Origin of the sequence: Streptomyces sp. NPDC058008, assembly GCF_042886395.1 — a bacterium.
In the GTDB taxonomy this organism is placed as follows: domain Bacteria; phylum Actinomycetota; class Actinomycetes; order Streptomycetales; family Streptomycetaceae; genus Streptomyces.
Map to the genome: position 1 here is coordinate 45,937 of NZ_JBHVQX010000027.1, position 20,996 is coordinate 66,932.

Consider the following 20,996-nt stretch of genomic DNA (forward strand, 5'->3'; position numbering starts at 1 on the left):
TTTTCTTTTTGCGTGCTCCCCCTGTGGCGGGCATTTCGTCGGGGGGGCGGGGGGGGCGCCCGGGGCGGCCCGGGGCCGGGGCCCCCCGGCCCGCCCGCGCCCCGCCGCCGCCCCCCCCGGGGGGCCGCGGCCCTTGGCGTGCCGCTCCCGACGGCCGAGACTTGGGCGATGACTCAGCGCGTGGCTCTCGCGACGGTGATGGACCGGCTCTCCATCGACGCAGTGATCACCGACTACGCCGTGGCGGTGTCCGACGGCGCCTGGGAGGAGTACGGCGCGCTGTTCACCCCGGACGGGCACGCCGACTACCGGGGCGCGGGCGGGGCCGAGGGGCCGGCGGCGGAGGCGGCGGGGTGGCTGGCGGAGAGCGTGCGGCGGCTCCCCGTCCGCCAGCACCTGATCGTCAACCGGCGCCTCGACCTCCAGGACCTGGGCGGCTACCCGGGTGACCTCGCGCGGGTGCGGGCCGACTATCTGAGCCCGGCGGGCCGGGAGCCCTGGGACGGGCGGACGGCCCCGGCCCTGGTCACGGGCGGCCGGTACGTCTTCGGACTGCGGCGGACGGACACGGGCTGGCTGATCCGGACCGTCACGGCGCACCGCACGTGGCGCCACGCGCCCGGGACCGCAGCGGGCTGATGCCGCGTACGCACCCCGGCACGCCCCCTGTGCGCTGCTGATCTTCTGCACCACACTGGGACCAGGCACAGGACGGGCGAGGAGGACACGCATGCCGATGCGGGGCGGGCGGGTTCCGGCCGGGCGCACGGACCGGGCGGACGCGCGGCCGGCCGGGCGGCTGCTGCGGTCCCGTTACGGGCGGGGTGCCGTGGCCCTGTGCGCGGGTGCCCTGCCGGCCCTGGCGTTCCCCGCGCCGTCGCTGTGGTGGCTCGCCTACGTCGCCCTGGTGCCCTGGCTGCTGCTCATCCGCTCGGCGGGGTCGGGGCGCCGGGCGGCGGCCGACGGCTGGCTCGGCGGCATGGGGTTCATGCTCGCCGTGCACCACTGGCTGATGCCGAGCCTCCATGTCTTCATCGTGGTGCTCGCCGCGCTGCTCGGACTGCTCTGGGCCCCCTGGGGCCTGCTGGTGGCCCGGCTCCTGGGCGGCTCGCCGTCCGTCCGCCGCTCCGTGGCAGCCGTGGCGGTGGTGCCCTCGGGCTGGCTGATGATCGAACTGGTCCGCTCCTGGGAGGGGCTGGGCGGACCGTGGGGGCTGCTGGGCGCCAGCCAGTGGGAGGTCCCGCCCGCCTTGCGGGTCGCCTCGGCCGGAGGCGTATGGCTGGTCAGCCTGGGTGTGGTGGCCGTGAACACGGCGGTGGCGCTGCTGGTCGCCGTCCCGCCGGCCCGTGCGGCCGCGACCGCCTGTCTCGCGGCGGTGGCGCTCGGCGCCGGGGCGGCCACGCTCTGGGCGCCCCGGCCCGAGCCGGCCGGTACCGCCAGGATCGCCGTGGTGCAGCCGGGTGTCGTCGAGGGCCCCGGCAGCGTCGAGCGCCGCTTCACCCGGGGCGAGGAACTCACCCGCGGTCTGGCGGGTCAGGGCGTGGACCTCGTGGTGTGGGGCGAGAGCAGCGTGGGCGTCGATCTCTCCAGGAGCCGGGTGACGGCGGACCGGATCACGGCGCTGTCCCGGCTGGTCGGGTCGGACGTGCTGGTCAACATGGACGCCAGGCGCGTGGACGGTCCGGGTCGCGGCGGGATCTACAAGTCCGCGGTGCTGGTGGGCCCGCAGGGCCCGACCGGGGACCGCTACGACAAGATGCGGCTGGTTCCGTTCGGCGAGTACGTCCCGGCGCGGGCCCTGCTGGGCTGGGCGACCTCGGTGGGCAAGGCCGCGGGAGAGGACCGGCTGCGCGGAGCCGGCCCCGTGGTGATGGACCTGCCGGGCGGGCCGCGGGTGGGCCCGCTGGTCTGCTTCGAGTCGGCGTTCCCCGACATGAGCCGTCAGCTGGCGAGGGACGGGGCCGGGGTGCTGGTCGCCCAGTCGTCCACCTCGACGTTCCAGAACGGCTGGGCCCCCGCGCAGCACGCCTCGCTCGCCGCGCTGCGGGCGGCCGAGACGGGCCGCCCGATGGTGCACGCGACGCTGACGGGCGTGAGCGCCGTGTACGGCCCCCGGGGTGAGCGGGTGGGGACGTGGCTCGGCACGGACGCGAGCGGGGCCGTGGTGTACGACGTGCCGCTCGCCCGTGGCACCACCCTGTACGTGCGGCTCGGCGCCTGGCCGGTGTACGGCGCCCTGGCCGTCCTGGCCGCCTTCCTCGGTGCGGTGGGGCTGCGGTCCCTCAGGACGCCTGCTCCGACGCGTCGCGTACCACGCGCTCGCACAGCCGGTGGGTCTCCAGGGCGTCCCGGGCGCTGAGCACCTCTCCCGACCGCACCGCGTCCAGGAAGGACAGGACGCTCTGCTCGATCCCGCGCTGGCGGGCGACCGGCACCCAGTCGCCGCGCCGCCTCAGGGTCGGCTGCCCCTTGTGGTCGACGACGTCCGCGAGGTTGAGCACCTGCCGTTTGGTGTCCTGGCCCGAGACCTCGAGGATCTCCTCCGTCGACCCGTTGAGCCGGTTCATCATGCCGATGGCGGTGAATCCGTCCCCGGACAGCTGGAGCACCACGTGGTGCATGAGCCCGTCGGCGATCCGGGCCCGTACGACCACGCCCGACACGGGTCCGGGGACCAGGAAGCGCAGGGTGTCGACGACGTGGATGAAGTCGTCCAGCACCATCGTGCGCGGGTCCTCGGGCAGGCCCACCCGGTTCTTCTGGAGCAGGATCAGCTCGCGCGGGTGCTCGGCGCACTGCGCGTAGGACGGGGCGAGTCTGCGGTTGAACCCGACGGCGAGGGAGACCCCGCGTGCCTCGGCGAGGTCCACCAGCCTCTCCGAGTCGGCGAGTTCGTAGGCGAGGGGCTTGTCGACGTACGTCGGGACGCCCGCTTCGAGGAGCCGGCCGACGATCTCCGCGTGGGCCGCGGTCGGCGCGTGCACGAAGGCGGCGTCCAGCCCCTGGGCGAGGAGGGAGCCGAGGTCCTCGTGGCACTGGGCCGCGGGGATCCGGTGGGCGGCGGCCACCGCCGCCAGCGTGGCGGGGGTGCGCGTCTGCAGATGCGTCTCGATGCCGGGCAGGGCCGTCAGCACCGGCAGGTACGCCTTCCGCGCGATGTCGCCGAGCCCGATGCAGCCGACCTTCACGAGTTCTCCCTGTCGCTCCGACCAGGGCCTTGTCACGGTCGCGCGCTCCGCCCTTCCCCGGTCCCGGCAGCATACGTGCGCTGCGGTGGCCGCCAGTCGCAGATGCCGTCGAAGGTGCGCAGGACGAGCCCGGGGCCGAGCCGGGAGACGGCGGACATCAGGGCGTTCCGGAGGGCGACGGCGGGCCCGCCGGCCAGGCCGGTCATCCGGGAGACCCGGGCCGCCTTGCGGACCATCGCGGTGGTACGGGGAACCCGGGCGGCGCTGTAGGCCGCCAGGCCCTCGCCGAGGTCGCCGCCCGGCGTGACGTGGTGGGCGAGCACCACGGCGTCCTCGATGGCCTGGTTGCCGCCCTGGCCGAGGCTGGGCACCATGGCGTGCGCGGAGTCACCGACGAGCACGGTGCGGCCCCGGTGGAAGGAGTCCAGCGGGTCGGCCAGGTGGTGGACGTCGTGGCGCAGCACCTGGTCCGGTGCGACCGAGGCGATGATCGCGGGGATCGGGTCGTGCCAGTCGCCGTACCTGCGCAGCAGCTCCGCCTTCTCGTCGTCGGGGGCCCGGACTCCCGCCGGGACGGCCGCCGCGGCGTAGGCGTAGATCCCGCCGTCCTTGAGGGGGTGGCTGCCCCACAGCGCCCCGCGGCCCCAGGTCTCGTGCGAGCTGAAGGTGCGGCCGTGCCCCGGGGCCAGCACCCGCCAGGTGGTGAAGCCGCTGTACGAGGGGCCGGGATGGCGGGGGAAGAGCGTGCCGCGCACCGTCGAGCCGATGCCGTCGGCGCCGATCACCAGGTCGGCCTCGATGTCGCCGGAGGGTGTCCTGACCACCGCCCGGGGGCCGTCGGCCCGGCCCGGGGTGACGAGGTGCGCCTGGGCGCCGGTCCGCACGGCGTCCCCGGGGAGCCGGGCGCGGAGCAGGTCGACGAGTGCGGACCGGTGCAGCAGCACGAGCGGCCCGCCGAACCGCTCGGCGGCGGCGGAGCTGTCCGTGCGGGCGAGCCAGCGGCCCGACGGTGTGCGCATGCCTCCGTCGCCCTGCCAGGCGGCGAGGGACCTGACCTCGTCCCCGAGCCCGATGACGTCGAGGGCGCGCTGGGAGTTGGGGGCGAGGCTGATGCCGGCGCCGACGGGTTCCAGTGACGCGGCGCGCTCCAGCACGGTGACCTGCCAGCCGCTCCGGTGCAGCGCCGCGGCGGCGGTGAGTCCGCCGATCCCGCTGCCGATGACCACCGCTCGGGATGTCGCCATGACCGACCCTCCTCGTCACTACACCTGTAGTTCCCCTTCACCGTACTACAGCTGTAGTCGCGGCGGTAGATTGGGCCCATGTCCTCTCGCTCCGCACCCCCGCCCGCCGCGCCCCGGGGAAGCGCCCGTCCGCCGGGGCGGCCCCGTGCGGGTCTGATCGCCGACGCGGCGCTGGCGCTCCTCGCGGAACGCGGCATGAGGGGCCTGACCCACCGGGCGGTGGACGAGCGGGCCGGGCTCCCCCAGGGGTCGACGTCGAACCACGCCCGGACCCGGGAGGCCCTCCTGGAGGTCACCGTGCGCCGGCTCGCCGAGCTCGAGGGGCGGGTACTCATCCCCGGGGAGCTCCGCGCGGCAGGCGGTCCCGACCAGATGGCCGCGGGGCTCGCCCACGCCCTGCACCGGTATCTGACCGGCAGCACCGAACTCCTGGTGTGCCGCTACGAACTGGCCCTGGAGGCCACCCGACGCCCCGGCCTCCGCACGTTGTACGACGAGGCCGGCAAGGGGCTCCGCGAACCGCTGGTCGCGCTGATGAGCGCCGCCGGGTCGGCCGAACCGGAGCGCCACGCGCTGTCGGTCGTGGCCTGGGCGGAGGGAATGATGTTCGCGTGCGCCGTGGGGTCCTACAACCAGGCCGTCCCGACGGAGGCCGACCTGCGCACGGGCTGCTCCGAACTGCTGCGGGGCATGCTCGGCCCGGGGCCCGGCTGAAGCCCGGACCGGTCGGTCACCGGTGCGCGACGGTGCCGCCATGAGGGCGGAGGAACGGTACCGACCCGCCCGCGACGCCGCAGAGCACGCCGTGGCGGAGGGGTGGCCGGCCCGCGACCGCGCGGCCGGGGGCCGGCCGGGTCACTCCCCGGACGCGGTGGGGCGCATGCGCTGCTCCATGCGCCCGATGGCGGACCGGACCCCTCCGCCGTATCCGTCGTCCTCCAGCACTCCGACGGCGTCCCACGCCCGGTCCAGGTGGACCCGGGCGGCCTCGAAGCGCTGCAGCTTGAGATAGTCCCCCGCCAGGGCGAGGTGCAGCGACGGGACGAGGACCCGCACGGCGGTGGCGTCGCGACGCTCGGCGTCCGGACCGGTGGCCGCCTCCCCCGCCGGGCCCTCCGCCGCCGTGAGCGCCCGGAGGTCCCAGGCCAGCTCGTCGCCGGGATCGTCCTGGGTGTCGGCCATGTAGTGGGCGAGGGTGCAGCGGTGCAGGGCGTCGCCGCGCTCACCGATCTCGGACCAGATGATCCCGAACCGGTTGCGCGCCTCCTCCCTGTCCCCCGCGTGGAGCAGCATGACCGCCTGGCCGATCCTGGTCATGACGGCGTCCCCCGGCATTTCCCGCTGCTCCACTACAGAGGTCTCCCTGATCACCGCCCGGCCTGTTCCGGTCGCTCAGACGCTAGCCGCAGCCACCGGCAATCCCGCTCAGGCGCGGGCCGCGGCCTTCGCCCGGGTCGTGCCGAGGCCCAGATCCGGGATCCGCCAGTCGATCGGCTCGTGGCCCTGCGCGGCGACGGCCTCGTTGATCTGGGTGAACGGACGCGAGCCGAACCACTTCTTGGCGGAGAGGGGCGAGGGGTGGGCGCCCTTGACCACCACGTGGCGGTCCTGGTCGATCAGGGGGATCTTCTTCTGGGCGTAGTTGCCCCAGAGGACGAAGACGGCGGGGTCGGGGCGGTCGGCCACCGCGCGGATCACCGCGTCGGTGACCTTCTCCCATCCCTTGGCCTTGTGGGAGTTCGCCTCACCGGCGCGGACCGTGAGCACCGCGTTGAGCAGGAGGACCCCCTGCTCGGCCCACGGCATCAGATACCCGTTGTCCGGGACCGGCAGGCCGAGCTCGTCGTTCATCTCCTTGTAGATGTTGCGCAGTGAGGGCGGCGTCTTCACACCGGGCCGGACCGAGAAGCACAGCCCGTGGCCCTGGCCCTCACCGTGGTACGGGTCCTGGCCGAGGACGAGCACCTTCACCCGGTCGTACGGTGTGGCCTCCAGGGCGGCGAAGACCTGCTCGCGCGGCGGGTACACCGGGCCCTTGGCGCGCTCCTCCTCGACGAAGTCCGTGAGCTCCTTGAAGTAGGGCTTCCGCAGCTCTTCGCCGAGGACGCCGCGCCAGGACTCGGGCAGCAGGTCGGTGTCGGTCACGTCCACAACCTCCGGTAAGCAATCGGTTCTTGACTCCAGAACCTACCGGGGGCCACTGACAACGGCCCCGCCGAGCCCGCTTCCGCTCCCCTACCAGCTGGTCTTGCGGTACAGCTCCCACATCTGCATGACCGTCTGGGGGTCGAGCGCCCGCTCGCCGCCGCCGATGTCCTCACCGGCGGCCACGTACAGCTTGCCCTGCCACAGGGGCAGCAGCCGCACGTCCTTGACCAGGATCTCCTGGGCCCGCTTGAACTCCTCGGAGACGGCGCCACGGTCGCTCTCCTTGCGGGAGGTCGGCAGCAGCTCCTGGGTGATCTCGTCGGACCGGTACGGGGTGCCGGTGACGCTGTCCTGGCCCACGAACGGGGCGATGAAGTTGTCGGGGTCCGGGAAGTCGGGGAACCAGCCACGCCCGAAGACCGGGTAGTCGCCCTTGTTGAAGCCCTCCTGGAAGGACTTCCACGGCGCGCTCTTCAGCGTGATCCTGAAGAGGCCGGACTCCTCCAGCTGGCGCTTCAGCTCAGCGAACTCGGGTGCGGTCGACGAACCGTAGCGGTCCGTGGTGTACCAGAAGGTCATCTTGACCGGCTCGGTGATCCCCGCCTTGGCGAGCAGCGCTCCGGCCTTGCCCACGTCCGGGTCGCCGTAGGTGTCGAAGAAGCTGGTGGCGTGTCCCGCGATGCCCTTGGGGACCATGGAGTAGAGCGGTTCGGCGGTTCCCTGGTAGACCTTGGCGACGAGGGCGTCACGGTCCACCAGCTGGGCGATGGCTCTGCGGACGGCGAGCTTTCCGGCGGCCGGGTCCTTGGGGTTGAAGACGAGGAAGCGGATGTCGGCGCCGACCGACTCGACGATCTGCAGACCGTTGTTGTCCTTCTTGTTGTCCTCCAGGCCGATGACCTCCTCGGCGGTCAGGCCGCGGTAGGTGGCGTCGATCTCCTTGTTCTTCAGCGCCTCCACCATGGGGGCGGAGTCGTCGAAGTAACGGATCGTGACGGCTTCGTTCTTGCGCTCGGCGAACCCCTTGTAACCGGTGTTCCTGGTCAGCTCGGCCTTCTTGCCCGGCTCGTACGAGTCCAGGACGTACGGCCCGGAACCGGTGACCTTGCCGTCCTCGCGGAGGCTGTCCGCCGGGTAGTCGTCGGGGGCGACGATCGACATCGCGGGGGTGGCGAGGATGAAGGGGAAGGTCGCGTCCGCCTTGGCCAGGTGGAAGACGACCGTGTCCTCGCCCTTGGTCTCCACCCGGTCGAGGGATCCGAGCAGTCCGGCCGGACCGCCCTTGACCTTGATCTTCGTGATCCGGTCGATGGAGTACTTCACCGCCGCGGCGTCGATCTTCTCCCCGTCGGAGAACTTCAGGCCCGACCGCAGGGTGCACCGGTAGGCCATGCTCGTGGAGTCCGTGAACCGGCATTCCTCCGCCGCGTCGGGCTCGGGGCTCGTACTGCCGGTCGGGAAGCTCACGAGGGTCTGGAAGACGTTCCTCATCAGCTCCCAGGAGCCGTCCCAGGCAGCGGCCGGGTCGAGGGTCGAGGGCGAGCTCGTCGTTCCGACCGATATCCGCTGGTCCGCTTGGGAACTGCTGTCGGACAGCAGACCGCAGCCGGCCAGCAGAGAGAGGGAAACAAGGGCTGCAGAGGCCTGCAGACTGGCCCGGTAGAACACGTGCACGCTCCTCGATCGGCCTTGGGGTCGGCAGACCATACCGCAGTGCCCCACCGGGCCAATCCGCAGGCCCGGCAGGGCACTTGATCAAGAAGGGCCGGATCGGCGCGGGCCTCGCTCAGGCCACGCCCGCGTTGAGGAAAATACCGCCGTCGACCACGAGCGTCTGTCCCGTGACCCAGCCGGACTGTTCCGAGGTGAGGAACGCCGCCGCGCCCCCGATGTCCTGCGGGACCCCGAGCCGGCCCAGCGGGTAGGCCGCCGCCGCCTCGGCCTCACGGCCCTCGTACAGTGCCTCCGCGAACCTGGTCTTCACCACCGCCGGGGCGATGGCGTTGACCCGCACCACCGGGGCGAACTCGTGCGCCAGCTGGAGGGTGAGGTTGACCATGGCGGCCTTGCTCATGCCGTAGGCGCCGATGAACGGTGACGCGGAGACGCCCGCGATCGAGGCGATGTTGACGATCGCCCCGCCGTTCTCCCTCTGCCACGCCTTCCAGGTCTGCTGGGCGAACCCGAGCGCCGAGATCACGTTGGTCTCGTAGACCTTGCGGGCGACGTTGAGGTCGAGATCCGCCATCGGCCCGAAGACGGGGTTCGTGCCCGCGTTGTTGACCAGGTAGTCGACCCGGCCGAACGCCTCCATGGCCCGCTCCACGGCGGCGGCCTGGTGCGCCTCGTCGTGCGCCTTGCCCGCGATGCCGACCGCGCGGCCGGCACCGAGCTTCTCGACGGCCTCCTTCAGGGCGTCCTCGCCGCGGCCCGTGATGACGACCCGGTCCCCCCGGGCGACGAACGCCTCGGCGACGCCGTAGCCGATGCCCCGGCTCGCGCCCGTGATGAGCGCGACCTTGCCACTGTCCTGCACTGTCATGGTGTCCGTTGCCCTTCCGGGATCAGTTGAGCGGTCCGCCGGCGACGTACATGACCTGCCCGGACACGAAACCGGCGTCGTCACCGGTGAAGAAGGCGATGGCGTTGGCGATGTCCTCGGGGTGCCCCACCCGCTGTACGGGGATCTGCGTGGCGGCGGCGGCCTGGAACTCCTCGAAGCCCATGCCCACGCGCGCCGCGGTCTGGGCGGTCATCTCCGTGACGATGAAGCCGGGGGCGACGGCGTTGGCGGTCACACCGAACTTGCCGAGTTCCTTGGCGAGCGTCTTGGTGAAGCCCTGGAGGCCCGCCTTGACGGCGGAGTAGTTGGCCTGCCCCCGGTTGCCCAGGGCCGAGGAGGACGAGAGGGACACGATGCGGCCGAACTTGGCCTCCACCATGTGCGACTGGACGGCCTTCGCCATCAGGAACGCGCCCTTGAGGTGCACGTTCATCACGAGGTCCCAGTCGGACTCGCTCATCTTGAAGAGCAGGTTGTCGCGGAGCACACCCGCGTTGTTGACGAGGATCGTCGGTACGCCGAGCTCGGCGGCGACCCGCGCGACGGCGGCCTCCACCTGGGCGCTGTCCGACACGTCGCAGCCGACGGCCAGGGCCCTGCCCCCGGCGGCGGTGATCTTCTCGACCGTGTCCTTGCACGCCGCCTCGTCGAGGTCGAGTACGGCGACGGCGCGGCCCTCGGCCGCCAGGCGTACGGCGGTGGCGGCGCCGATGCCCCGTGCCGCTCCCGTCACGATGGCGACGCGCTGCTCGGTGGTGGACATGCTTGGTTCTCCTCGCCCTTGGATCGCGGCTCAGCGGACGTCAGGAAGGTCCCGATAACTGAGCAACCGCTTAGTACCTTCAGCAGACGAGACGCTAGAAGCCCTGGCACCCGGTGTCAACGGCACACGGGGGCGCGGTCTCATGTCACACCGGACGGCGCCGCCGCACCGCCGCGATTCCGGGCGGGGACACGGGGGGGCACGGGGAGGCACGGGGAGGCACGGGGAGGCACGGGGAGGCACGGGGGATGGTGCCGCCGCGTTCGCGGCGGGGGCACAGGGGGCCGGTGCCGCCGTGATCCCGGCGGGGGCACAGAGGTCGGTGCCGCCGCGTTCCCGTCGGGGGGACGGGGGGCGGTGCCGCCGTGATCCCGGCGGGGGCACAGAGGTCGGTGCCGCCGTGATCCCGGCGGGGGCACAGAGGTCGGTGCCGCCGTGATCCCGGCGGGGGCACAGAGGTCGGTGCCGCCGCGTTCCCGTCGGAGGGACGGGGGGCGGTGCCGCCGTGATCCCGGCGGGGGCACAGAGGTCGGTGCCGCCGCGTTCCCGTCGGGGGCACAGAGACCGATACCCGCCGTGATCCCGGTGACGGCACGGGGACCGGACCGGTAGCGCCGCGATCCCGGCGGCGGCACCGGTCCTGGCTCAGTGCACCAACAGGTCCAGCAGCCGTTCGACCTCGGCGGCCGGGTCCGTGGTCAGACCGCTGTGCACCGCTCCCGGCTGGACGACCGTGGAGCGCGGGGCGATCAGCCAGCGGAAGCGCCGCCCGGCGTCGTCACCGGCCGCCTGGCCCGCCTCCTCACCCCCGCCGCAGACGCCTTCGACCGCCCGCAGGGCGGCCCGTACCCCGGGCACGTCGGCTCCCGGGTCCAGGGCCTTGAGCTTGTGCTCGTCCAGGTGGGTCCGGGCGGCGACGAAGGACTTCGCCCGGCAGTAGACCAGTACTCCCGCGTTGAAGCACTCACCGCGCTCGACGCGCGGCACGACGCGCAGGACCGCGTACTCGAAGACATCGCGCTCGCTCATCGGCCTTCGTCCTCGCTGCCGCGTCCGGCGCCCGCCCGGGCGTCGCGGTCCTTCTTGGTGGGGTGGGGCCAGGCGGTCAGGTGGTCGGTGAGCCACCCGGGGGCCTGGGAGGGCCGTGTCCGCGTGGGCGCTTCCAGGAGGACGCGCTCGTGGATGGTCGCGGCGCGTGCCAGCAGGGGTTCCACGTACGCGCGGCGCAGCTGGTCCGTGTCCTCGAAGCCCGGTTCACCGGCCAGCCACTCGTCGGGCACCTCAGCGGTCACCTCGGTGAGCAGGTCCTCCGTGACAAGGGGGGCGAGCTCGGCGGCCGCGGCCGCGATGTCCGGCCCGAACGGGGCGAGGACGTGGTCAGAGGCGTTGTAGGGCTTGGCCGCGGAGGCCGCCGCACCCGGCCAGTTGTGGTGCCAGATCATGGTGGCGCCATGATCGATGAGCCACGGTTCACCGTGCCAGACGAGCATGTTGGGGTTGCGCCACGACCGGTCGACGTTGTTGATCAGCGCGTCGAACCAGACGACCCTTCCGGCCTCCGCCGGGCCGACCTCGTAGGCGAGCGGGTCGAATCCGAGGGAGCCGGGGAGGTAGTCCATCCCGAGGTTCAGCCCGGCGCTGGCCTTGAGGAGCTCCTGCACCTCCTGGTCCGGCTCGGCGAGCCCGATGACGGGGTCGAGCTGGATGGTCACCAGCTCGGGCACCCGCAGCCCGAGCCGCCGCCCGAGCTCTCCGCAGATGACCTCCGCGACCAGGGTCTTGCGGCCCTGCCCCGCTCCGGTGAACTTCATGACGTACGTACCGAGATCGTCGGCCTCGACGATCCCGGGGAGCGAACCGCCCTCACGCAAAGGCGTGACGTAGCGGGTTGCTACTACTTCTTCCAACACTTTCCCAGGCCACCCATCTTTTCAGCCTTACAGTCCACGGACGGCCTCTCCCGGGCGCAGAGGCGGGAATCACCGGTCGACGGCACCGGGGAGACTCGGGGGGCTGGCAAGCCGGTCTCCCCGCTCCCCCAGCAGACCGTCGCTGATGCCGCGCCCCTCGCTACCGGCTTCCGGCATGAAGTGAGCATAGTAACCGAGGGTGATCGGCGACGAGGAGTGGCCGATCACCCTCGGGGCGGGGTCACAACGGACTCTCCGGCTTCCGACTTGGTCGAGGCGTAGGTGTGCAGAAGCGCATGGAAACCGTCCTTCGGAGCTGCCGCCACTGCCAGGCTTTGGCCCCGCCTCGGCCGAAACGGGCTCCCAGGTGCAGGTGTTGCGCTCTCCGCGCGAGCGGAGGTGAGCCACAAAGCCCCACAGGACCTGTCGTCAAACTGTTGCGTGATTCATTTGAGGGCCCCACCATGACTCACACTCCAAGATCACTTTGGCGACAGGTCCTGAGGCGTACCTGGAGACTGTTCGAAGGCTCGGGCAGCGTTCCGCCCTCCCGCAGGGGTGTCACGCAGCGGGTCGCGGTGACTTCCCTCAGCGTTTCCTCGGGCTCTACGTCGCCACTTCCCGCGTATCCACGGAGCGGGGCAGCTGACCGGCGTCCCCGTCCCGGATCAGCGCGGCGGCGGGTAGGACCGGAACGTCCAGGGCCACCGGCGCCGTGCGGGCTGTGATGTCAGGGCTCCCTGCCGTGGGGGCGGCGCGGTCTCGACGTACAGCGGGGTCGCCACGATCAGCCGGTGCTGCCCGTCCACCGCCGCGAAGTTGCACAGGACCCGGGCATGGCCGTGCACGTGGACCGGGCCCTGCCGCCAGGAGACCATCATGTCGTGGGCCACTCTGGCGGCGTACTCCTGTGCCCCGCGCGGAGTGCGCACGAGCGACGCGGGGAGCGTCGCCTCACCGCGTTGTTCCATGGCCACCAACTCGGCGGCCATGTCGTGCAGCCAGTCCGATCCCGACCCCATCCGGGTCCGGGGCTGGTCCTCCTCCCCGATGACGTGCCGCGCCGATCCGCACAGCAGCACCTCGATGCCCTCGCACCCGGACCCACCGGTGAACCCGGGGCACAGCGACGGGTTCTCGTGCGAGGTGAAGGTGTACACGCCCTTGTCGTGCAGGCCCCAGTCACGTACGCGCGGTCCTCGGTGGAACGGGCCCGAGAACTCCATCCACTCGTACGCCCCGACGGAACGGCACGAGTCCGGGACCGCCGTGTGCGCCGTGCATGTCCTTTCGAGGTAGGCGATGGCCGTCTCCAGATCCGGTTCCCCGGAGCCGCCGGCGCCGGCCGATCCGGACTCCCCGAGCGCGAGCCGGCCACCGACTCCGAACGCCGTCGTCTCGACCTCGATGGAGCGGCCTCCGGGAAAGGCCTCCGGGCCGCCGTGGAAATGGCTCAGCTTCGGCGGTGAGAAGTAGAGCAGGTCCCGCATCCGACCCCCAGGACTCGAACGGTCATCACCGGCCAGCACCAGTCGGCAGCGGTCGGCACCGGTCCGCAGCGGCACGATCCTAGATCCTACTGACCGCACCGGAACCGGGGGGGCCGCGAGCGGAGAGCCGCTCTCCGACCGCCGTCGCGCACGCGGCGGCCCGGAAGGGCCGCCCCCGTACCCGCGATTGGCCCCCGTACGGTCGCCCGCCACCCCGCGCCGCATCAGGATCGAGCTGGCGGCACGGCGGGCAGCACCGGAGGATTCGATGGACGAGGACGTGAAGGGCCGCGAGGACGCCGGGAGCGGCCTCGACCGGAGGCGGTTCCTCGGGGCGACGGCGGCCGGGGCCGTCTCCCTCACCGTCAGCGGCGTGGCCGGCTGCGACTCCTCCCCGGGCGAACGCCCCGGCGCCGTCCCCGGCCGCACCGAGTCCGGGCTGTCCGCGGCCGGCGAGGCGCGCCTGAGCGGGAACCCCGACTGGCAGATCCGGTCGCTGGGCCCTCCCGACGCGATCGAGGGCTACGCCGACAGGGTGAGCGTCCTGCCGGGCGAGACGTTCGGGCTGTACGTCTCGACCACCGCGCCCGGTTTCCGCGTCTCGGCGTACCGGATCGGCTGGTACGGCGGTGCTCAGGCGCGGCTCGTCTGGAGGTCCGGCCGGGTGGCGGGACGACGGCAGCGCCCGTCGCGGACGGAGGGCGGCACCCGGACGGTACGGGCCGGCTGGGAACGTACGACGCGGGTGCGCGCCGAGGGCTGGGCCGAAGGGGCGTATCTGCTGCGGCTGGACGCGGAGAACGGCCACCAGCGGTACGTGCCGGTGATCGTCCGCTCCAGGAGTGCCTCGGGCGCCACCCTGCTGATGCACGCCGCCGCGACCTGGCAGGCGTACAACACCTGGGGCGGCTCCAGCCTCTACCAGGGCAAGGACGGCTCGTACGGGGACCGCTCGCTGGCCGTGTCCTTCGACCGGCCGTACGACAAGAACGGCGCCGAGAAGTTCCTGGTCTACGAACGGGCGGCGGTGGTCCTCGCCGAGCGGCTGGGCATTCCCCTGGCGTACACCACGGGCGTGGACGTCCACCGCGACCCGTCCGTACTGCGGGACGCCACCACCGCGGTCTCGCTCGGCCACGACGAGTACTGGACCCCGGAGCAGCGGCGTTACGTCACCCGCGCGCGTGACGCGGGGACCAACCTGGTCTTCCTCGGCGCCAACAGCTGCTTCCGGCGGGTCAGGCTGGAGCCGCTCGGGGCCGCTCCCGTCCGCACGGTCGTCTGTTACAAGACGGACTACAAGCACGATCCGTACCTGGCGGACCACCCCTCCATGCCGACCAACGACTTCAGGTCGCCGCCCGCCGCGCAGCCGGAGTCCTCCATGACCGGGGTCCTGTACGAGGGCTTCCCCACGGACGCCTCGTACGTCGTCCACGGCGCGGACCACTGGATCTTCGCGGGGACGGGGGTGAAGAAGGGGGACTCCTTCGACCACCTCGTCGGGGTGGAGTACGACCGGGTCGTTCCGGAGACGCCCGCGCCGGGGCCGATGGAGATCGTGGCCCACTCCCCTCTGGTCTGCAAGGGGCGGAACAGCCACTCCGACTCCGCGTACTACACCGTGCCGAGCGGCGCGGGCGTCTTCGCCTCGGGGACGATGCGGTGGGTGGAGGCCCTCATGGCCGGGACGAGGGAGAACGGCCGTAACCACGGTATGGACGCACGCACCGGAGCCTTCGTCACCCGGACGACCGAGAACGTGCTCCGGGCCTTCGCCACCGGGCCCGCCACGAAGAGCCGGCCCCCGGCCCACGACAACGTGCGGAGCGTCTACGGGCACACCGCACACGGAACGGCTCCGTAGGCACACCTGCGGACGTGCGGATCCGTCCCCGGGGTTCAGAAGCAGTCGCCGTACCAATGGACCGCGCCGGGCGCGGTGACCGTGGCCCGTACGGACTCGGGTGTGGCGTGCAACGGCCGTGCCATTCCCACGTGTTCGGTGATCTGGCGGGCGTCCGTCAGCAGGGCGGGGAGCGCGGCCCGCACGTCGGGGCCGGCGGGGAGCCGGACGCGGGCCCGGGTCAGTCCGGCCGCCCTGCCCCGGGAGCCGGCGGCGGCGAACAGCGAGCCGAGGCACCCGGCGGCACCCGCGAACTCGCGTACCTCCAGGCAGTCCCCCTCGTGCCCGGCCGCCAGCCAGCCGACGAGCGCCCCCGACGCGGGGTCCTGCGCCACGAGCGACCGGCCGGCCGGCCGGTACCAGGCCGGTACGCGCACCGCCCAGTCCTCGGGTGCCCGCAGCGAGCTGAGCGGGCGGTCCGCGTTGTACGCGTGGTGCAGCGCGGCCACCTCCACGGCGTCCGCCGGGGTGGCGGCACGGACCGGGAAGGTCCCGGGGCGTGGAGGCGAGGGGACGAGCGTCCCCTCGGTGTACGTGCTGCCGAACTCCTCCCATCCCGAGCTCCGGTAGACGCCGGGTGTCCCGGTGAACAGCAGGGACCAGGCGCAGCCTTCGTCCCTCATGGTGCGCTCGGCCGCCGCCAGGAGCCGGCGCACCAGACCCTGCCCGCGGGCCTCGGGGCGGGTCGCCACGCTGCCGATGCCGCCGACCCGCCGCGGGGTGCCCTCCGCGTCCCGGATCAGTCTGGGGACGTAGACGACGACCGCGTCGATCCCCTCCCGCGCGCCGTCCCGCGCGACGAACGTGTGCCGGTGGCGCCGCGGGTCGAGCGCGTGGAGGCGCGCCAGGTGCGTGGCGCTGAAGCACCGCTGCCACAGGGCGGACAGCGCCGGGTCGTCCTCGGGCGTGGTGGTGCGGATCGTGGCGCTCACCGGATGAGGTTCCAGGACGTCCGAGACATGACGCAGGCACTCCTCGTGTGGTTGGTCGGTACGTGCTCGGCGGGGCTGTCCGTGCCTGCGCACAGAGGGCCGCTTAGTTGCTCGGCGGAAGGGCGGTGCGTCTGCTGAAAAGCCGCATACGTGCTCGGGCAGCCGGTCCGTGCGTGCCCCGAAAAGCCGCGCACCCGCTCGGGGAACCGGTCCGTGCGTGTACTGAAAGAGCCGCGCACGTGCTCGGGCAGCCGGTCCGTGCATGCCCTGAAAAGCCGCGTACGTGCTCAGGCAGCCGGTCCGTGCGTGTGCCGAAAGAGCCGCGTACGTGCTCGGCGGGCGGGCGGTGCGTACGTGCCCGGGGCAGGGCTTCGCACCTGGGGGCCGGCCCGGCGTCCCGTGCCCAGCGCCCCGCACGCCCTCAGACCGTGCTGCGGTAGGGCGGCATGAAGCGCATCCGCGGCATCTGGTCGGCCAGCACCCCGCCGTCCACGACGATGCGGGAGCCGGTGAGGTACGCCCCGGCGTCCGAGGCGAGCAGCAGCAGGGCGCCCACGCACTCGTCGGGCCGTGCGTACCTCCCGAGCGGGATGCGCTCGCGGTACGCGGACTCGAAGGCCTCCCGGTCGAAGGGGAACTCGCCGTCGATCGGGGTCTCGACCATGCCGGGGGCGAGGGTGTTGGCGGTGATGCCGTGCGGGGCGAGTTCGACCGCCAGGGTCTCGGTGAGCAGTTGGGCGGCGGCCTTGGAGGCGTTGTAGTGCGCCAGTCCGGCCTCGGCGACCAGGGCGTTCTTCGAGGTGATGGTGACGATGCGGCCGGCGACGGAGTCCGCCGTCATGTGCTCGGCGACGCGCCGGCTGAGGAAGAAGACCGCGTCGACGTTGACGCGCATGATGTGCGACCAGCTCGCCGGGGTGATCTCGTTGAAGCGTTCCAGCGCCGCCGTGCCCGCGTTGTTGACCAGGATGTGCAGGGGACCGGCCTCGGCGCGCACGGTGTCGGCGAAGGCCTCCAGTGCCTCGATGTCGGCGAGGTCCTGCCCGTAGGTGCGGCAGCGCCGCCCGAGCGCCTCGACCGCCGCCGCGGTCCCGGCGATGCCCTCGGCCCCCGGCAGGTCGACGAGCACCAGGTCGGCACCCGCCTCGGCGAGCCCGACGGCGAAGGACCGGCCCAGGCCCCGGGCGGCGCCGGTCACGACGGCGGTGCGGCCGGTCAGGTCGAAGCGGTCGGTTCCACGGGGCGGGACGGCTGCGGTCATGGCGGGAATCCTCCGGTCGGAGAGGTGCGGAACGGGGGCCGGGCTGCTCCGGCGGCCGGGTCCGGACCGCCGCGCGGGGACACAGGGGTGGGTGCGCGGCGGCCGGGCTGCCGGCCGGCACCCGAGGACAGGGGGGTCGTCCCGGGGCCTTGCCGGCAGTTCGTGGGGAACGGCCCGGTCAGCCGTTCAGGCCCAGCAGATCGAGCGAGGGCCGGTGGATGATCTCCTCCACCGCGTCCGCGTCGAGCGGCGGCAGGCCGGGGATGCCGGGGATGCGGGCGATCTCCCGCAGCCCCTTCACCGAGTCGTCGACCGTGGTGAACGGGTAGTCGCTGCCGAACAGCACCTTGTGGAAGACCCCGTAGTCCTGGACCAGCCGGAGGCTGTGCCAGAGCTGGAAGGGCCGGTAGTGCAGGGCGCTGAGGTCGGCGTACACGTGCGGATGCTTGCGGATGACCGCGATGCACTCGCCCTCGAAGGGGTGGCCGAGGTGGGCGAGGACCATCCGCAGTTCGGGGTGGCGGATGGCGACGGCGTCCAGGTGCCGGGGCATCGCCCACTCCAGGGGTGCGCTGGACACGAAGGTCGTGCCGGTGTGCACCAGGAGCGGCAGCCCGTGCCGTTCGGCGTACGTGTACAGCTCGTCGTACTCCTCGGCGGCCGGGTCGAAGCCCGCGTACATCGGCATGAGCTTGATGCCGCGCAGGCCCAGTTCCTGGTGGCCGTAGCGCAGTTCGTCCCGCCAGCCGGGCTGGGTGGGGTCGAGCGCCAGGTAGCCGATGAGCCGGTCCGGGTGCTCGGCGGCGTACGCGGCCACGGCGGCGTCGTCGACCCAGAGGCCGCTGCGCCGGGCCTTGCCGCCGACGACGATGGTGCGGGTGCCCTCGGGTGCCGTGGCGGCGTACTCGTCCCACTTCACCGTCAGGTCGACCTCGCCGGCGTGGGCGCGGGCGGAGTCGGAGCTGAACGGGTCGGTGAAGTCGTGGCTGTGCCGGAAGAGATGGGAGTGGACGTCGACGATCATGTGCGGTTCCGCTTCTCCCAGCCGTCCGCGAACATGTTCCAGAAGCGGTGGCTGGGCGGGTGTTCCTCGAAGACCTCGTCGACGAGTTCGACGCCGAGCCCCGGGGCGGTCGGCAGCCCGATGCGGCCGTCCCGCGTCGGGAGGGTGCCCTTGAGGGCGTCGAAGACGAACGGCTCCAGGAGTCCGTCGAAGGTCTCGAGGATCTTGAAGTTGGGGATTCCGAGCGCCGCGTGCACCGAGACGGTGGTGCAGAGCGGGGAGTTGGAGTTGTGCGGGGCCACGAGCATGCCGTGGGTGTCGGCGATGGCGGCGATCTTCCTGACCTCGGTGAAGCCGCCTGCCATGGAGAGGTCGGGCTGGATGATGTCGACCGCGTGGGTGGCGAAGAGCTGCTTGTACTCGTAGCGGTTGTGGAAGTGCTCACCGCCGGAGATGGGGAACGCGGCGCGCTGCCGCAGTTCGGCGTAGCGTTCGATGTGGGTCCAGGGCATCGGCTCCTCGAACCAGCCGATGTCGAAGGGCTCCAGCTCCCGCACCAGCCGGGCGGCGGTCGGCATGGCGAAGCGGGCGTGGCCCTCGATGAAGAGGTCGGTGTCCGGTCCGACGGCCTCGCGGACGGCGGCCACGAGGTCGACGGAGCGGCGCAGTTCGGCGCGCTCCAGCTCGTGGAGGCCGGGGCCGAACGGGTCGAACTTGAGGGCGGTGAAGCCCTTGGCCACGGTCTCCTTCGCCTTGGCGGCGAAGATCTCGGGCTCGCGCTCGCCGGTGTACCAGCCGTTGGCGTAGACGCGTACGTCGTCCCGGCAGGCGCCGCCGGTCAGCCGGTAGGCGGGGACGCCGAGTGCCTTGCCCATCAGGTCGTACATCGCCTGGTCGAGGCCGGACAGGGCGACGCCGCCCATGTCGCCGCCGCGCAGGAAGTCGCCCTGGTAGACGCGGAGCCAGACTTCCTCGACGTCGAAGGGGTCGGCGCCGGTCAGGTGGCGCCGGGCGATGGCCTCGGTGAGGGCGCAGACCTCGGCGACCCGGTAGGGGTGGGTGATCTCGCCGATGCCGGACAGGCCCTCGTCGGTGTGGACCCGGACGTAGCCGAAGTCGCGCCAGGAGGTGCCGAGCATCAGGGTCTCGACGTGGGTGATCCGGCCGGCGGGGCCGGGCGGGCGGGTGCGGTTGACGGTCAGCATCAGAGGGTCGCTCCGCCCATCGTGGAGGTGTTCTCCAGGTCCCGGGCGCCTCCGTCGGCGAGGACGGCCTTGACGGCGGCCTCGGTCCCCTCGACGAGGCGGTCGACGTCGGTGTCGGTGTGCGCGTAGCTGATGTGGCTGCGCTTGAGGTTGAGCGGGAGCTCGAACAGGCCGTGTTCCAGGAGCTTGCGGCGGTAGCCGACGAACAGCGAGGCGTCGTTGGCCAGCAGGTCCGCGTAGGTCCTGGGGGCGTCGCCCGGCATGAAGTAGCTGACGAAGACGGAGCCGTAGCCGGTGACGACGGCGGGGACGCCGAGACGCTCGTACAGGCCGGACAGTTCGGTACGGGCCTTCTCGCCGAGCCGGAAGACGTGGTCGTGGACGGGCTCCTCGCGGAGCTTGCGCAGGGTGGCGAGGGCGGCGGCGACGACGGACGGGTGGCCGTTGTACGTGCCGGCGAAGAAGGCGGGGGCGCCGGGGCGGGTGGAGAAGAGGTCCATCAGGTCGGCCCGGCCGCCGATGGCGCCGACGGGGGCGCCGTTGGCGATGGCCTTGCCGAGGGTGGTCAGGTCGGGGGTGACGCCCGAGATCTTCTGCCAGCCGCCGAGGCCGTGGCGGAATCCGGTGATGACCTCGTCGAAGACCAGGACGCTGCCGGCCTTGGTGGTCTCCTCGCGCAGCGTGGTGAGGAACTCCTGGTGGGGCAGGAGCGCGCCGACGTTGTGCGGGACGGGTTCGACGATGACGGCGGCGATGTCGGGGCCGTGCTCGGCGAAGGTCCGCCGGACGGCCTCGCTGTCGTTGAAGGGCAGGACGAGGGTGGCGTCGAGGACCTCGGGGAGGATGCCGGCCGAGATCGGGTCGTGGCCGCCGACCTTCGAGGGTGCGGAGATGACGTTGAGGCTGACGGAGTCGTGCCAACCGTGGTAGCAGCCCTGGAACTTGACGACGAGCCGGCGGCCGGTGGCGGCGCGGGAGACCCGCAGGGCGTGGAAGGTGGCCTCGCTGCCGGTGCTGGTGAGCAGCACCTTCTCGATGGACGGGATCAGCTCGGCGAGCTGTTCGGCGAGGAGGACCTCGCCCTCGGTGACGCCGACGCCCATGTGGCCGAGGGTGGCCCCGGCCTCGGCGGTGGCGCAGGCCACGTCGGGGTCGTTGTGGCCGAGCAGCGGCGGGCCGAACGCCGAGTGGAAGTCGGTGAACTCGCGTCCGTCGGCGGTACGGAACCGTGCGCCGTCGGTCCCGGTGACGACCAGGTCGGTCAGTCCGGGGACGCTGCGCTGACCGCTGTTCACGCCGCCGGGTACGACCCGGCGGGCGCGTTCGGCGAGTCGGGCTCCGGATTGCCTGCCTGCCGGGCCTGAACTCATGGTGCTTGCTCCT

19 protein-coding genes are annotated in these 20,996 nt (G+C 72.5%); 4 read left to right on the forward strand and 15 right to left on the reverse strand.

Annotated features, from left to right (window positions below; translation table 11 throughout):
• The first annotated feature begins 168 nt into the window (after positions 1 to 168).
• Positions 169 to 639, forward strand: a complete 471-nt coding sequence (locus ACFVS9_RS25235) for a nuclear transport factor 2 family protein (RefSeq protein ID WP_383117394.1) — start codon at positions 169 to 171, stop codon at positions 637 to 639.
• A 91-nt stretch (positions 640 to 730) separates the two neighbouring features.
• Entirely contained in the window at positions 731 to 2,359 is a 1,629-nt protein-coding gene (lnt, locus tag ACFVS9_RS25240) for an apolipoprotein N-acyltransferase (protein WP_389935670.1), read from the forward strand.
• Here lnt and ACFVS9_RS25245 read toward each other — a convergent pair.
• Both ACFVS9_RS25245 and ACFVS9_RS25250 read right to left on the reverse strand, forming a co-directional pair.
• The gene (locus tag ACFVS9_RS25245) at positions 2,283 to 3,188 is read right to left on the reverse strand and encodes a Gfo/Idh/MocA family protein (RefSeq protein WP_383117422.1); all 906 of its coding nucleotides are present in this window, start codon (positions 3,186 to 3,188) and stop codon (positions 2,283 to 2,285) included. The genes lnt and ACFVS9_RS25245 overlap by 77 nt on opposite strands.
• Before the next feature lie 32 nt (positions 3,189 to 3,220).
• Entirely contained in the window at positions 3,221 to 4,432 is a 1,212-nt protein-coding gene (locus ACFVS9_RS25250; protein WP_383117396.1) for an FAD-dependent monooxygenase, read from the reverse strand.
• Between the two features lie 78 nt (positions 4,433 to 4,510).
• Here ACFVS9_RS25250 and ACFVS9_RS25255 point away from each other — a divergent pair, with 78 nt between their 5' ends.
• Complete coding sequence (locus tag ACFVS9_RS25255; RefSeq protein WP_389935673.1) at positions 4,511 to 5,146, forward strand: TetR/AcrR family transcriptional regulator; 636 nt, start codon at positions 4,511 to 4,513, stop codon at positions 5,144 to 5,146.
• A gap of 141 nt (positions 5,147 to 5,287) precedes the next feature.
• Here ACFVS9_RS25255 and ACFVS9_RS25260 read toward each other — a convergent pair whose 3' ends face one another.
• The 8 genes from ACFVS9_RS25260 to ACFVS9_RS25295 all read right to left on the reverse strand — a co-directional run bounded on the left by ACFVS9_RS25260 (position 5,288) and on the right by ACFVS9_RS25295 (position 13,381).
• Positions 5,288 to 5,782, reverse strand: coding sequence for a hypothetical protein (locus ACFVS9_RS25260; protein WP_389935676.1), 495 nt, complete (start codon positions 5,780 to 5,782; stop codon positions 5,288 to 5,290).
• 75 nt (positions 5,783 to 5,857) lie between these two features.
• A complete protein-coding gene (locus ACFVS9_RS25265) occupies positions 5,858 to 6,577 on the reverse strand; it encodes a uracil-DNA glycosylase (RefSeq protein ID WP_383117399.1) in 720 nt (239 codons plus the stop codon).
• Positions 6,578 to 6,667: 90 nt separating this feature from the next.
• On the reverse strand, positions 6,668 to 8,248 hold the full coding sequence (locus ACFVS9_RS25270) for an ABC transporter substrate-binding protein (protein ID WP_383117400.1): 1,581 nt from the start codon (positions 8,246 to 8,248) through the stop codon (positions 6,668 to 6,670).
• Between the two features lie 118 nt (positions 8,249 to 8,366).
• Positions 8,367 to 9,122, reverse strand: a complete 756-nt coding sequence (locus ACFVS9_RS25275) for an SDR family oxidoreductase (protein ID WP_383117401.1) — start codon at positions 9,120 to 9,122, stop codon at positions 8,367 to 8,369.
• Positions 9,123 to 9,144: 22 nt separating this feature from the next.
• On the reverse strand, positions 9,145 to 9,906 hold the full coding sequence (gene fabG / locus ACFVS9_RS25280) for a 3-oxoacyl-ACP reductase FabG (protein ID WP_389935679.1): 762 nt from the start codon (positions 9,904 to 9,906) through the stop codon (positions 9,145 to 9,147).
• Between the two features lie 645 nt (positions 9,907 to 10,551).
• Positions 10,552 to 10,935, reverse strand: a complete 384-nt coding sequence (locus tag ACFVS9_RS25285; protein ID WP_383117403.1) for a DUF3037 domain-containing protein — start codon at positions 10,933 to 10,935, stop codon at positions 10,552 to 10,554.
• Complete coding sequence (locus ACFVS9_RS25290) at positions 10,932 to 11,816, reverse strand: HipA family kinase (protein ID WP_389935682.1); 885 nt, start codon at positions 11,814 to 11,816, stop codon at positions 10,932 to 10,934. The genes ACFVS9_RS25285 and ACFVS9_RS25290 overlap by 4 nt, the downstream gene beginning before the upstream one ends.
• Positions 11,817 to 12,484: 668 nt before the next feature.
• A complete protein-coding gene (locus tag ACFVS9_RS25295; protein WP_389935685.1) occupies positions 12,485 to 13,381 on the reverse strand; it encodes an SAVMC3_10250 family protein in 897 nt (298 codons plus the stop codon).
• Positions 13,382 to 13,574: 193 nt separating this feature from the next.
• Here ACFVS9_RS25295 and ACFVS9_RS25300 point away from each other — a divergent pair, with 193 nt between their 5' ends.
• Positions 13,575 to 15,173: a N,N-dimethylformamidase beta subunit family domain-containing protein gene (locus ACFVS9_RS25300; protein WP_389935688.1), complete on the forward strand. Its 1,599-nt coding sequence runs from the start codon at positions 13,575 to 13,577 to the stop codon at positions 15,171 to 15,173.
• Positions 15,174 to 15,208: 35 nt separating this feature from the next.
• On the opposite strand, the gene ACFVS9_RS25305 is transcribed toward ACFVS9_RS25300, so the two are convergent.
• The 5 genes from ACFVS9_RS25305 to ACFVS9_RS25325 form a co-directional block, all read right to left on the reverse strand.
• Complete coding sequence (locus ACFVS9_RS25305) at positions 15,209 to 16,144, reverse strand: GNAT family N-acetyltransferase (RefSeq protein WP_389935691.1); 936 nt, start codon at positions 16,142 to 16,144, stop codon at positions 15,209 to 15,211.
• A 421-nt stretch (positions 16,145 to 16,565) separates the two neighbouring features.
• Positions 16,566 to 17,405: an SDR family NAD(P)-dependent oxidoreductase gene (locus ACFVS9_RS25310; RefSeq protein ID WP_383117408.1), complete on the reverse strand. Its 840-nt coding sequence runs from the start codon at positions 17,403 to 17,405 to the stop codon at positions 16,566 to 16,568.
• Positions 17,406 to 17,583: 178 nt separating this feature from the next.
• The gene (locus tag ACFVS9_RS25315; RefSeq protein ID WP_383117409.1) at positions 17,584 to 18,429 is read right to left on the reverse strand and encodes an amidohydrolase family protein; all 846 of its coding nucleotides are present in this window, start codon (positions 18,427 to 18,429) and stop codon (positions 17,584 to 17,586) included.
• A complete protein-coding gene (locus tag ACFVS9_RS25320) occupies positions 18,426 to 19,613 on the reverse strand; it encodes a mandelate racemase/muconate lactonizing enzyme family protein (protein WP_389935694.1) in 1,188 nt (395 codons plus the stop codon). The genes ACFVS9_RS25315 and ACFVS9_RS25320 overlap by 4 nt, the downstream gene beginning before the upstream one ends.
• Positions 19,613 to 20,983: an aspartate aminotransferase family protein gene (locus ACFVS9_RS25325; RefSeq protein WP_389935697.1), complete on the reverse strand. Its 1,371-nt coding sequence runs from the start codon at positions 20,981 to 20,983 to the stop codon at positions 19,613 to 19,615. The genes ACFVS9_RS25320 and ACFVS9_RS25325 overlap by 1 nt, the downstream gene beginning before the upstream one ends.
• Between the last annotated feature and the right edge of the window lie 13 nt (positions 20,984 to 20,996).